Source organism: Flavobacterium psychrolimnae (genome assembly GCF_003312425.1).
Classification (GTDB): domain Bacteria; phylum Bacteroidota; class Bacteroidia; order Flavobacteriales; family Flavobacteriaceae; genus Flavobacterium; species Flavobacterium psychrolimnae.
In genome coordinates this window covers 295,304-307,633 of the sequence record NZ_QNUX01000001.1, presented here as the reverse complement: position 1 = coordinate 307,633, position 12,330 = coordinate 295,304, and the positions used below count along the sequence as shown (strand labels likewise).

The window sequence follows — 12,330 nt, the reverse complement described above, 5'->3', positions numbered from 1 at the left end:
TTTATTCTAATTTCTGAAAGAAAAAAAGTTTGTGATCTGGCAATAATTCAGGATGAAAAATTGTAATTAAATCTTTTAAAACCCAGTCGGGGCGGGTAGGAGACCATTCGAAATATAAAATCCCACCTTTTGCCCCCTTGTTTATGCCGTACGAATATACTTTTTTATTTTTAAAAGAGGCAAATTCACTATAATGCGGATTGCTGTCACTCATTTGTTTCAACGAAGAAAAATCTCCGGGAGCAATCCAATATTCAGCATTTTGCGCTTTCTCTAGAATTTTTTCAAATGGTAAAGGTAAACTACCTGTTCCCTTCGTGTCAGCCCATAAATAATTAGATTGTGCATCTTTTAGAAACAGCGAAGCCCAACTCTCTCCTTGCGGCACATACCATTGATCTTGAAACATTGCACCGCTTAGAACAGTAGGTTTTGATGTTGCTTTTTTGGCTAAAGCCAAAGTGTTTGTATATTCTTTTTCGATTTCAGAGAAGATGGTATTTGCTTTGGAATCCAATCCATATAAGGCCCCAAAAAACTTAATCCATTCCGCTTTTCCAAGTGGGGATTGTTCAGCCCAATCGCCATTCAAAAGTACTTTTAAACCACTTTTTTGAAGATTATCAAGCGTTGGATTACTATCATTCAAACCAAAACTGACAATGACATTTGGAGCCATATCAATCAGAACCTCGGTATTTAGAGTTTCGTTCGTTCCTACTTCTCTAATATTTCCGGAATCAATGCGTTTTCTGGTTTTCTCAGAGGAAATGTAATCAGTGTTTGGGAAACCAACTAAAGTGTTTTCGACACCTAACATTTCAAGAGCCGGAATATGCGTGGTTGAGGTAACAACAATGGATTGTATTGGAACGGGAATGATGGAAAACTGCTTCAAACTGTCGGGAATAATGCTGTTTTTTTCTTGTAAAACATAAGTGAAACTTTCTTTGGCTTCAGGCCAAGGTCGGGTAATTTTTACGATAGAATACCCTTGATATTTGTAAATTTCTAATCCCTCGGCATATTGAATTTCATTAGCAGAGGCTGTATTTCCGGTAGTAGGATTCTTGTCATTTTGTTTGCATCCACCAATGGAAATGACAAATAAAAAGAGCGTAAATGGTAATAAAAAAGATTTCATAACATGTTTTTCAAGAACTGCAAAGGTATATTTAATCCGTTTTAAAAATCAAATTTTATTTTTTATTCCAATCATAAAGCTATATTTGCACCCGTAATGAGGTTGTTGTTTTGTTTTTTCAAACCAGCATTAAAAGGGAAGAGAGTGATTGAAGATTGTTGATTGACGATTTTTGATTTCAGATTTAAAATCTGCAATCAATTTTCATAAATCCAAATTCAAAAATCTCACGCTGTACCCGCAACTGTAAGCTATCAAGCTTGTTGTTATCTACAAAACCACTGTTCGTCAAGACGAATGGGAAGGTAAACAACAAGACGCAAGCCAGGAGACCTGCCTATTACATCGAGTATCAAACTTTCGGGAAAAAAGGTTTGGGTATGGGTAATTCTATGCTTTTCTCCCCATTTTTAGTCATGTAACAGAAAATTACTGTTACTAAATGTTTAATTAAAATGAACAAAAAAATCGTTCGTATTAGTGCGTTATGCGTACTAATGACAAGCTGTGCTTTTGCGCAACAAAATGAAACTATTTCCTCTCAAGATGAATTGAAAGAAGTGGTAGTTTCCGACTCCAAATTTGCTTTGGCAAAAGAAAAATCAGGAAAAGTAATCACTAAAATTACTGCTGAGGATTTGAAAAACAAAGCCGGACAAAGCCTTGCAAATGTCTTAAGTTCTGTTGCAGGTGTAGAAATTAACGGGAACCAAAGCGCTGCCGGAAAAAATTTAGGGTACTACATTCGGGGTGGAAAAAACAATCAAGTGCTGATTCTTATTGATGGAATTCCGATGAATGATGCTTCAGGAATTAGTTTTGAGTATGATTTGCGTTTGCTTCCGGTGGAGCAGGTAGAAAGCGTTGAAATTATGAAAGGAGCATCGAGTACGTTGTATGGTTCAGGTGCCGGAACAGGAGTAATTAATATTACTTTGAAAAAATCAGGCAAGAAAGCTATTGAAGGGAATGCATATGTAAATATGGGAACCAATAATACTGCAAATACTGACAAAACTAGCGCTCAGAATTATAATCAAGGTTTTTCGGTAAATGGAAATGCGAATAAAGTGAATTATTTTGCGTCGTTGAACAGTACTGAAATAAGCGGAATGTCACAGATTGCTCCTGTTAATCCTACGGATAATTATGAAGAAGATCGTTTTTCCAGAATCAATTATCTGGCGAAGTTAGGGTATAAAGCAACGGATAAGTTGACACTAGATTTCTTTGGTAATTATGATAAAATAAGTTCCGATTATGATGCATCGTTTGATAATACCGGTGCAAATGATACCAATTTAAATTCAACTGAATCAGAACAATTTCGTTTTGGCTTTTTGCCAAAATACAAATATTCTAAAGGGGAATTTGTTTTGAATTCCAGCTTTAACAAAATTGTACGAACGTATAATGATTTCGATTTTTATTCCAATAAACCAGGGTTTTCAGAGTATGAATCCCGAAGTGTCAACGTTGATGGTTTTAATAAATACGAATTTTCAGAATCGTTTTTTCTTGTTGCCGGAGCACAATATCAGTTTCATGATATGAACAGTATAACTCCTTTTGGTGGAATATTGAAGGAAGCGACTAAATTCAATATGATTGATCCTTACATTACTGGAGTTCTTTCCACGGATTTTGGATTGAATCTTAATGCTGGTGCGCGATTGAATATTCACAGTCAATATGGAAATCAATTGGTTTATAATGTGAATCCTTCTTATGATTTTAAATCGGTTCCATTGAAGATTTTGGCTTCTTACAGCACCGCTTTTGTAACGCCAAGTTTGTACCAATTGTATTCTGAATATGGAAATGCGGATTTAACACCGGAAAAAAATAGAACTGTGGAAGCAGGTTTTGAGACGCATTTTTTAGATAAAAAAATCAAACTGAATGCCGTTGCTTTTTATCGTGAGCAAACTAATTTCATTGGATTTTATTTCAATCCGGTAACTTTCGATTCGAACTACATAAATATAGATGGAATGAATAAAGCAAAAGGAGTAGAAACCGAATTCTCTTTTGCCTTGAGCGAAAAAATCAAATGGAATTCAAATTATACGTTTACGCAAGTAGATAAAGCGCTGGATCGATTGATTCCGAAACATAAGGTGAATTCAGCTTTGGACTTTCAAATCAATGAAAGATTGTTTTTCAATGTAGACTATAAATATGTTGACAGTAGAAATGATGCTTTTTTTGACGGAGCTACTTTTGCTACACAGAATATTGTTTTAGACTCATATCAGTTAGTAAATTCGTCCGTTCGTTATGAATTAGTGAAAAATAGATTGTCCGTTTTTGGAGCGGTTAGTAATATTTTGAACGCTGATTTTGTTGAAAATGTTGGCTATAATACTTTAGGAAGGAATTTTAAATTGGGTGTGAATATCAAATTGTAAATCGGAATTTCCATCAATAAAAAAAGGCTTTCATAACTGAAAGCCTTTTTTTGTTTGTAAGAGTTATTGTTATTTTAATTCTGAAATGAATTCTAAGATGGTTGCTGCAATTTTGTTTTGTTGCACGTCATTGGTCAAATATTCTCTGTCATCAAGATTAGACATATAACCCAGTTCAACAAGTACTGCAGGTACTTCTGATTTTTTTAAAATATGAAAGGGTGCGTACTTTATTTCAGATGATTTTATAGCAGTATTGCTGATAAATTTGTTACGAAGTTCTACCGCAATTTCATTTGACCTTTCTTTCGTAATAGATTCTTTGGCTACATAAAATTCCATTCCTGATTTTGCTACATTCAAATTTTGATTGACATGCAATGACAAAACTAAATCTGGTTTGATCTTGTTGATTAGTGCAGAACGGTCGCTCAAAGAAAGAAATTGGTCGCCAGTTCTTGTTAGGTGAATGGTCACTTTTTCGTTTTTATTAAAAAATTTGATTTTCTCCGTGATTTGGGCCACAATTTGTTTTTCATTGGCGCTACTGGAAGTTACTCCAAAATCGGATCCGCCGTGTCCGGCATCAATTACAACATTTATTTGTTTTGACTCAATAGTATTCGGAATTACGAATGCAAAAGAGACAAAAGTAGCAACAGTCAGAAACAATGGAATTACTTTTTTCATGTGGTTTTGTTTTAATTGGTTATTCAATAATAACTTACAAAAAAGCAGTTTTATTGTGTAGCCTTTTATTTTATTCCAAAGCTTTCAAAAGCCCTTCTGGTGCTTTCTCAATATACATTTGATTTTGGATTCCTTTTATTGATTTTGCGTCAGTAAAAAATTCAAATTCTTTTCCAGGAATTTGTTTAGACATACGAGATGTCCCAGTTATTTTTCCGATAGCTGTGCTTAATAAAGGTTCAGCCGTATTACCAAGAACGCCTAAAGTACTTAAAGTTTCTTTTTGTAGAAAATCAGGTTTCAAACCGTTGAAATAATCTCCAAAACCAACTGAATTGACAATTTTCAATACAATAGGCTGCATGGCATATCTGTGATTTGGATTTCTATTTTCTGCACCAAAACTTGGAGAATCGTATAGGGTAACTGATCCAACATTTTTTCCTACCGTTACATCTCCTATTTGGATTACGTTGATGTGTGGTTCTAATCCGTTAATTACTAATTCACTTGCTGATGCTGAGCTTGCGCTAGTCAGAATATAAACTTTAGTCAAGTTTAAACTGTTAATCGTTGTGCTTCCTATTTTATCGGTAAAATAATTGTACAAAGCATCTGGATTTTCAGCTTCGAAATAATCATTAATTTTTTTATTCCATTGTTGTTTTGCAAATACTTTCCCTGTGAATTGTCCAGTAATCATACTCGCCAATCGCGTAGCAGTTTGCACAGAACCACCTCCGTTATATCTTAAATCTAAAACCAAATCAGTAACTCCTTGTGATTTTAAAGATGCAAAAGCGTCATTTAATTGGGTGTCAAAATTTGCGTAAAAGCCATTGTACATTAAATATCCTATTTTGTGAGTACCTGATGTAATTACTTTATTAACCAAGATTGGATTTTCCGTTAACACTGTTTTGGTAAGAGAAACTGATTTTCCATTCCCAACAATTGTACTTCCGTTAAAATCTGCAAGATTTAGCGTGTAATTTTCGTTTGAACCATAAAGTAAGGATTGATAATTACTAACGGTCAGTTGCGTTCCATTTACAGCAGTGAAAAAATCACCACGTTTGATGTTTTTAGTAGAAGCATCGGAATTTTCAATGATATAGCGTACGTAACCAAATATTTCAGTCGTACTTCCTGGTTTATAACTTAAACCAAAATCGATACCGTTGTTTTTAGTTGTTCCTTGAAGACTTCCTTCTAGTTCTAAATAATCGCTTACAATCCAACTGAATTTGTCAATAGAAGAGCTAACTCTCAAAGCGTCAAATAATTCCTCAGGAACAGGATATTCTCTTAGAAAAGAGTTTAATGCTGTTTGATCCGCAAAACGGTCATCGGCTAAATTAGGGACATCAGCTTGCCATAAATAATATTGGTTCATTCCTTTCCAGATAAAATCCTGAATTTCTAAACTGGCTGGCGGTGCAATATCATCGTTATCCTGACAGCTTTGTAAAGTAAAAGTAGCAATGAATAATAAAAGTGTAAATTTGAATGCGGTTCTCATATATTTGTTTTAATACTTAATTAACGTAAAAATACTAACTTTAGTTTTATTTTTTGTTTTTATGTTGCAAAAATATATTTGATTCGTCTTACTTATATAACCAGTTTAATACCAGAATTTTTATGAACCAAAATGAGTTTGTGCTGATGGTGGCTCCATTCAAAGACAAAGTCTTCAGGTTAGCCAAGCGATTGCTGGTTAGTACCGAGGAAGCCGAAGATGCCACTCAAGAAGTTTTGGTGAAATTATGGAGCAAAAATGGAACTTTGGCGGGCTACAGCAGCGTTGAAGCTTTTGCGATGACGATGACAAAAAATTATTGTTTAGACCAATTGAAATCCAAAAGATCCGGAAATCTCAAAATTGTTCATACCAATTATACAGATTCAGCGCCCGCATTAGATAAAAAACTGGAAGATTACGATAGTTTGAATTGGGTTGAAAGAAGTATCAGTCAATTGCCGGAGCAACAACGAATCATCATTCAGCTCCGTGATATTGAACAATATGAGTTTGATGAAATGGCCAAAATGCTTGATATGACTGAGAGCGCTATTAGAGTAGCACTTTCCAGAGCACGAAAAACGATAAGAGAATACATGACAAAAACACATAATTATGGAATTATATAAAGTAGAAGCGTTACTTGAAAAATATTTTGATGGTGAAACTTCAATTGCAGAAGAGAAAGAATTACAGGATTATTTTTCGACTCAGCATGTTGCTCCACATTTAGAAAAGTATACCGCAATATTTAACCATTTTGCTGTTGCAAAAGAACAACAGTTTGTTCAGGAAATCCCGGTGTTACAAATTCAAAAGGATGAAAGCAGGAATCAAAAACGGAATTTAAGCTGGATTTCAATTGCAGCTTCGGTTGTTGTTTTGATGGGAATTGGAACGTATGTTTTCTATAATTCGGAGCCGGTGAATAATAGTAAAGATTTAGGAACGTATGATGATCCTGAAGTAGCTTTTAAAGAAACTCAAAAAGCACTTTCACTATTGTCAAAAAATGTAAATGTTGGCATAGAAAGTGTAAAGTATGTTGAAGAATATCAAATCGCAAAAAATAAAGTATTCCGAAAAACTAAAAATAAATCTAGAGGTATTTAATTGCTTTTAGAAAACGATAATCACGGCGTAAACGCTAAAATCAATTAAAATAATGCTAAACAAATTAAAAAAAATGAAATCAATCAATCCCAATCCAAGTTTTTGCACACCAGCAAATCAGATTCAAAAGAACAGCCGTTTAAGTACAGCTAAAAAGTTTTTAATCACCGTAATGTTAGTTTTTATTGCGAGTCCAATTTTTGCACAAGCGGCTTTTGATAAATTTGACGGACAAGATGATGTTACTTCTATTATTGTCAATAAAAAAATGTTTGACTTAATGAGTAAAGTAAAAGTGGATGCCTCAGATAAAGAAACCCAACAATACTTAGTGTTGATTAAAAAGCTTGATAATTTAAAAGTATTCACTACAAAAAGTACTCGAGTAGAAGGGGAAATGAAAATAGTTGCGGAAAAATACATCAAATCAGCCGGATTAGAAGAGTTGATGCGCGTGAATGAAAATGGCAGAAACATCAAAATTTTAGTAAAATCTGGTGCAACAGATTCTCAAATCAGAGAGTTGTTAATGTTTATTGAAGGTGCTAAAAATGATGATACAGTTTTGATGTCGTTGACCGGTAATTTCGATTTGAATGAAATTTCTATCCTTACCGATAAGATGAGAATTCCTGGAGGCGATGACTTGAAGAAAGCAACTAAAGGTAAAAAGTAAGATGAAAACAGGATATGGAATTTTACTGCTGTTTAGTTTGTTCCTGATCAGCTGCAATTCGGAACCGACGTTGCAAAAGTATTTTGTAGAAAATACAGAGAACAAAAATTTTATTGCACTCGATGTTTCTCCTAGTATTTTGAATGTGGATAAAACAAAATTGTCAGTAGCTCAAAATGATGCTTTAAAGTCTTTTGACAAGATGAATGTTTTAGCTTTCAAATTAAATGATAAAAACAAAGCGGAGTTTGAAATGGAACGCGCTAAAGTTGACTTAATTTTGAAGGACAAAAAGTACCAGCAATTGATGAAATTTGGATCTGGAAAGGAAGGTGCTTCTGTGAGCTTTGTAGGAACTGATGAACACATCGAGGAATTTGTTTTTTATGCTAATAAAAAAGAAAATGGTTTTGCAGTAGTCCGCATTTTAGGCAAAGACATGAACCCGACAAGTGTGATGACAATGATGAGCGTGTTACAACAATCTAATATTGATTTGGAACAACTGAAACCGCTGCAACAATTAATGAGTAAGTAAATTAGTTCCTCTAAAAAAGTGAAGCGTCTTGATTAAGTTCAAGACGCTTTTTTTTTGGTGAATTCTAATATTTTTTGAAAAAGAATTATTTACAGAACATTTTTTTGTTTTTAACGGCACTTTGACTACCCAACTGTATTGCTTTTGTAAAATCGGCGCAAGCGTTCTTCTTATTTTGTGCATGAAAATTAGAAAGACCTCTTAAATTATATGCGATATAATCCTTTTCGTTTAAACTGATAGACATCGTGCAATCTTCAATAGTACTCTTGTAATCCTTAGCTTTATAGTTTATATCGGCTCTTGTAGTGTATGCATCGCTTCTTTTAGGTTCTATTTTTATTGTTGTGTTAACATCGTTTAAGGCGCCTTTGATATCGCCTAATTTTTGTTTCAAAAGCGCTCTGTTTAAATAAGCTGAGGCAAACAAAGGATCAATTCGAATCGCTTTACTGTAGTCATCGATAGCGCCTTTAGTGTTACCGACTTCTGCTTTCTTTAATGCTTTGTCAAATAGGTCGTAAGCGATTGGATTTTGACTCCATCCTGCAAAGGAACTTAGTAATAATACGAGTAGGACTAATTTTTTCATAAAAATTTAAGGTTTGAAATTGGGGTAATTTCTTTAATAATAAATGGGTGAACGATTAGATAAAGGTACAATTCTTTTTTTAGTTATTTTATTAACGAATAGAAATCGATTTTATTTTAAAGAACCGATTTTGATCAAAAAATCACTAAAAGTTGGTATTGTGAAAGCCTTTTATAACCTGTAATTTTGCATTAATAAAGATTTTAATTGGATCATTATCTATCAAATTAATACAATACTAAAGATGGGAAGCACAGCACCAGAAAGACAAAATAACAAAACTGTGAAAGAAAAAAATAATACAGCATTTTTATACATTGGAACTTTCTTTTTGTTTGCAGGAAGCTTATCTGTGGGAATTTTGATGGTTATGTTTTTTTTAAATACTTTAGGGAAAATTTTTTAAAACTTAACAGTTAGATTCTTCTTAATTTCTATAAAGCGATTTTTTTTTTAAATAAAAATGCTTCTGAAATCGTCAAGTAAACTTGATTTTTCAGAAGCATTTGCTTTTGTGACTCTGTTGGGAGAATTCTCGAACCTTTTTAGAAGATTTGAAGATCTTTAGTATACTATGACAAAGTAATATAGCTAGCAAAAAATATTAAATTTATTCTTAACGGTATATCCACTTTAAATATTAGGTTCAGTATGTCAAAAAAAAAGAAATTGTCTAGATAATGCTATTATCGAAAAATTCTTTGGAATATTAAATTCTGAAATGTTTTATATTCAAAAATTCAAATCTATGTAACAATTAAAACAAGAAATCAATAAGTATATTAATTAATATAATAACGAAAAAATCAAATCAAATTTAAGCAAAATGAGCTCGATAATATATCGAGCTCATTTTTATCCAAATTAATTATAAATTTATCTAAACTTTTGGGTACAGTCTATCATGATTTAGGCTTTGTACTATTCTATACTATAAAAATAGAGCTCACTTGTTTCATTTTCTAAAAAGGAACGTCGCTATCATCATCCGGATCATTCAAATTACTTCCAAAAGCATCATTAGCAGATGGTAAATTTTTAGTAATAAAAGGATTGTCATCCTGATTCATACTGGATGGTAAATCATCATAGCCACCACTGTAATCTTCCAGATTATCAAATTTTCCTAAATGTCCAATAAACTTCAATCGCACGTTTTCAATACTACCATTACGGTGTTTTGCAATCATTATTTCTGCCTGACCGGCTGTAGGTGATGCTTCATCATCATCCCATTCGTCAATTTTGTAATATTCGGGACGGTATAAAAAAGATACAATATCGGCATCTTGCTCAATCGCTCCCGATTCACGTAAATCAGATAATAAAGGTCTTTTGCTGGATCCACGCGTTTCTACCGCACGCGACAATTGCGAAAGTGCAATTACAGGAACGTTCAATTCCTTGGCTAAAGCTTTTAAATTTCGGGAAATCGTTGAAATCTCCTGCTCTCTATTTCCACCGCCTTTTCCATTTCCACCGGCCGTCATCAATTGTAAATAATCGACAATGATAATTCGGATTCCATGTTGCGATACCAAACGTCTGGCTTTTGCACGTAAATCAAAAATCGATAGGGAAGGCGTATCATCAATAAATAATGGTGCTTTTTCTAAATTTTTAACTTTAGTACTCAACTGTTCCCATTCGTGTTTTTCTAATTTTCCAGTACGCAATTTCTCCGATGACAAACCTGTTTCCGAAGAAATTAAACGGGTGATTAACTGAACGGATGCCATCTCCAGAGAAAACAAAGCTACGGGCATTCCGAAATCAATTGCCATATTTCTGGCCATCGATAATACGAATGCGGTTTTACCCATTGCAGGTCTAGCCGCTATAATAATTAAATCACTCGGTTGCCAACCAGAAGTAATCTTGTCTAACTTGTCGAAACCAGTGGCAACACCACTCAATCCTTCTTGACCGGCAATTTCCTCAATACGTTTTTTAGCTTGCAATACTAAACTTTGTGCCGTTTCAGAACTTCGTTTGATATTACCTTGTGTAACCTCGTATAATTTAGATTCGGCTCTGTCTAATAAATCAAAAACATCCGTTGTTTCGTCGTAAGAATCTTCGATAATTTCAGTCGAAATCCGAATCAAACTACGCTGAATAAATTTTTGAAGTATAATTCTGGAGTGAAATTCAATGTGTGCCGAAGACGATATCTTTTGCGTAAGCTGAATTAAATAAAAATCGCCTCCTGCCAAATCCAATTTTGCATTTTTCTTCAGTTGGGCAGAAACGGTTAATAAGTCAATAGGCTGCGTTTCTGTAAACAGTTGAACGATAGCTTCAAAAATATGTTTGTGTGCTTCTTTGTAAAAAGCATCGGGCTGTAAAATGTCAATTACATCATCCACCCCTTTTTTATCAATCATCATAGCACCCAATACAGCCTCCTCTAAATCGAGAACCTGCGGTTGCAATTTTCCTTTTTCAAGGCTTATAATAGTAGTTTTATCAACCTTCACAGGATTAATATTTCTGAAGTTTTCCATAGAGCGAAAGTAACGAAAATTAAAAAAATATGGTTGTCGAGTTGTTATAAATAAATGTTCATAACTAACTATTTTTTGTTTATAACCCAAAAAAAACCCGTCTCGTTCTAGGTTCTAGGGCGAGACGGATTATATGTAAAATTGTAAGATTTTACTCTTTATATTCGCCCATTTTGCTGTATTTATCCATCCTTTGGGCAATTAATTCTTCTGTTGATAAGTCTTTCAACTCATTAAAACCTTTCATAATATATTGCTCTACGGTTTTGAAAGCAGTTTCTCTGTCGTAGTGTGCTCCACCTAAAGGTTCTGGAATAATATCATCTACTAATTTTTGCTTTTTCATGTCAGCCGAAGTCAATTTCAAAGCCTCAGCAGCCTGTTCTTTGTATTCCCAGCTTTTCCATAAAATAGAAGAACAAGATTCTGGCGAAATAACGGAATACCAAGTGTTTTCCATCATATATACTTTGTCACCAACTCCTATTCCTAATGCACCACCAGAAGCTCCTTCACCAACAATAACGGTGATAATAGGCACTTTTAAGCGAATCATTTCAAATATGTTTCGGGCAATAGCTTCTCCTTGTCCGCGTTCTTCTGCTTCTAATCCTGGATAAGCTCCCGGAGTATCAATAAGAGTGACCACTGGAATACCAAATTTTTCAGCCATTTTCATCAAGCGCAACGCTTTCCTATAGCCTTCTGGATTTGCCATCCCAAAATTACGGAACTGACGCATTTTAGTATTGATCCCTTTTTGCTGACCTACAAACATAAACGATTGTCCATTAATTTGCCCTAAACCACCTATCATGGCTTTGTCATCTTTAAACCCTCTGTCTCCAAAAAGTTCAAGAAATGTACCTTTAGTAAGATTAGTAATATGCTCTAGTACATAAGGCCTATTAGGATGACGAGATAACTGAACACGTTGCCAAGCCGTTAAATTTTTATAAATATTCCTTTTAGTCTCTTCTAGTTTCTTGCTGATTTGTTTGCAAGTATTCGTTACATCAACATCTGATTCCTGACCAATAATGAGACATTTGTCTAACTGATCTTCTAGTTCTTTTATTGGAAGCTCAAAATCTAAATATTCCATAGGATTTTTGCGTTTTTGTTTTTATTTCG

At 33.9% G+C, this 12,330-nt stretch carries 11 protein-coding genes and 1 riboswitch; of the genes, 5 read left to right on the top strand and 6 right to left on the bottom strand.

Going from position 1 to position 12,330, the window contains the following annotated elements:
* Position 1: 1 nt before the first annotated feature.
* Entirely contained in the window at positions 2–1,144 is a 1,143-nt protein-coding gene (locus DR980_RS01390; RefSeq protein ID WP_113633467.1) for an ABC transporter substrate-binding protein, read from the bottom strand.
* Positions 1,145–1,226: 82 nt separating this feature from the next.
* Positions 1,227–1,499, top strand: a riboswitch (cobalamin riboswitch).
* Positions 1,500–1,599: 100 nt separating this feature from the next.
* On the opposite strand from DR980_RS01390, the gene DR980_RS01385 reads away from it, so the two are divergent.
* Entirely contained in the window at positions 1,600–3,555 is a 1,956-nt protein-coding gene (locus tag DR980_RS01385; protein ID WP_244199232.1) for a TonB-dependent receptor plug domain-containing protein, read from the top strand.
* 69 nt (positions 3,556–3,624) lie between these two features.
* Here DR980_RS01385 and DR980_RS01380 read toward each other — a convergent pair whose 3' ends face one another.
* Together DR980_RS01380 and DR980_RS01375 are read right to left on the bottom strand one after the other, a co-directional pair.
* A complete protein-coding gene (locus DR980_RS01380; protein WP_146779208.1) occupies positions 3,625–4,245 on the bottom strand; it encodes an N-acetylmuramoyl-L-alanine amidase in 621 nt (206 codons plus the stop codon).
* Positions 4,246–4,315: 70 nt separating this feature from the next.
* A complete protein-coding gene (locus DR980_RS01375; protein WP_113633464.1) occupies positions 4,316–5,767 on the bottom strand; it encodes a S41 family peptidase in 1,452 nt (483 codons plus the stop codon).
* Positions 5,768–5,889: 122 nt separating this feature from the next.
* Here DR980_RS01375 and DR980_RS01370 point away from each other — a divergent pair, with 122 nt between their 5' ends.
* The 4 genes from DR980_RS01370 (at position 5,890) to DR980_RS01355 (ending at position 8,097) form a co-directional block, all read left to right on the top strand.
* Positions 5,890–6,399 carry an RNA polymerase sigma factor gene (locus DR980_RS01370; protein WP_113633463.1) on the top strand — a complete coding sequence of 170 codons (510 nt, stop codon included), beginning with the start codon at positions 5,890–5,892 and terminating at the stop codon, positions 6,397–6,399.
* Complete coding sequence (locus DR980_RS01365) at positions 6,386–6,883, top strand: hypothetical protein (RefSeq protein WP_113633462.1); 498 nt, start codon at positions 6,386–6,388, stop codon at positions 6,881–6,883. Before DR980_RS01370 ends, DR980_RS01365 begins: the two co-directional genes overlap by 14 nt.
* A gap of 172 nt (positions 6,884–7,055) precedes the next feature.
* The gene (locus tag DR980_RS01360; protein WP_244199242.1) at positions 7,056–7,559 is read left to right on the top strand and encodes a DUF4252 domain-containing protein; all 504 of its coding nucleotides are present in this window, start codon (positions 7,056–7,058) and stop codon (positions 7,557–7,559) included.
* Position 7,560: 1 nt separating this feature from the next.
* Complete coding sequence (locus tag DR980_RS01355) at positions 7,561–8,097, top strand: DUF4252 domain-containing protein (protein ID WP_113633461.1); 537 nt, start codon at positions 7,561–7,563, stop codon at positions 8,095–8,097.
* A gap of 85 nt (positions 8,098–8,182) precedes the next feature.
* Here DR980_RS01355 and DR980_RS01350 read toward each other — a convergent pair whose 3' ends face one another.
* The 3 genes from DR980_RS01350 to DR980_RS01340 all read right to left on the bottom strand — a co-directional run bounded on the left by DR980_RS01350 (position 8,183) and on the right by DR980_RS01340 (position 12,301).
* Positions 8,183–8,689, bottom strand: a complete 507-nt coding sequence (locus tag DR980_RS01350; protein ID WP_113633460.1) for a tetratricopeptide repeat protein — start codon at positions 8,687–8,689, stop codon at positions 8,183–8,185.
* A 962-nt stretch (positions 8,690–9,651) separates the two neighbouring features.
* Entirely contained in the window at positions 9,652–11,196 is a 1,545-nt protein-coding gene (gene dnaB, locus DR980_RS01345; protein WP_091171360.1) for a replicative DNA helicase, read from the bottom strand.
* A 151-nt stretch (positions 11,197–11,347) separates the two neighbouring features.
* Entirely contained in the window at positions 11,348–12,301 is a 954-nt protein-coding gene (locus tag DR980_RS01340; RefSeq protein ID WP_113633459.1) for an acetyl-CoA carboxylase carboxyltransferase subunit alpha, read from the bottom strand.
* Positions 12,302–12,330: the final 29 nt, after the last annotated feature.

Bases quoted from the DNA above. Each gene is read 5' to 3' on its own strand.
- DR980_RS01390 (WP_113633467.1), bottom strand. From the start codon at position 1,144: ATGAAATCTTTTTTATTACCATTTACGCTCTTTTTATTTGTCATTTCC.
- DR980_RS01385 (WP_244199232.1), top strand. From the start codon at position 1,600: ATGAACAAAAAAATCGTTCGTATTAGTGCGTTATGCGTACTAATGACA.
- DR980_RS01380 (WP_146779208.1), bottom strand. From the start codon at position 4,245: ATGAAAAAAGTAATTCCATTGTTTCTGACTGTTGCTACTTTTGTCTCT.
- DR980_RS01375 (WP_113633464.1), bottom strand. From the start codon at position 5,767: ATGAGAACCGCATTCAAATTTACACTTTTATTATTCATTGCTACTTTT.
- DR980_RS01370 (WP_113633463.1), top strand. From the start codon at position 5,890: ATGAACCAAAATGAGTTTGTGCTGATGGTGGCTCCATTCAAAGACAAA.
- DR980_RS01365 (WP_113633462.1), top strand. From the start codon at position 6,386: ATGGAATTATATAAAGTAGAAGCGTTACTTGAAAAATATTTTGATGGT.
- DR980_RS01360 (WP_244199242.1), top strand. From the start codon at position 7,056: ATGTTAGTTTTTATTGCGAGTCCAATTTTTGCACAAGCGGCTTTTGAT.
- DR980_RS01355 (WP_113633461.1), top strand. From the start codon at position 7,561: ATGAAAACAGGATATGGAATTTTACTGCTGTTTAGTTTGTTCCTGATC.
- DR980_RS01350 (WP_113633460.1), bottom strand. From the start codon at position 8,689: ATGAAAAAATTAGTCCTACTCGTATTATTACTAAGTTCCTTTGCAGGA.
- dnaB (WP_091171360.1), bottom strand. From the start codon at position 11,196: ATGGAAAACTTCAGAAATATTAATCCTGTGAAGGTTGATAAAACTACT.
- DR980_RS01340 (WP_113633459.1), bottom strand. From the start codon at position 12,301: ATGGAATATTTAGATTTTGAGCTTCCAATAAAAGAACTAGAAGATCAG.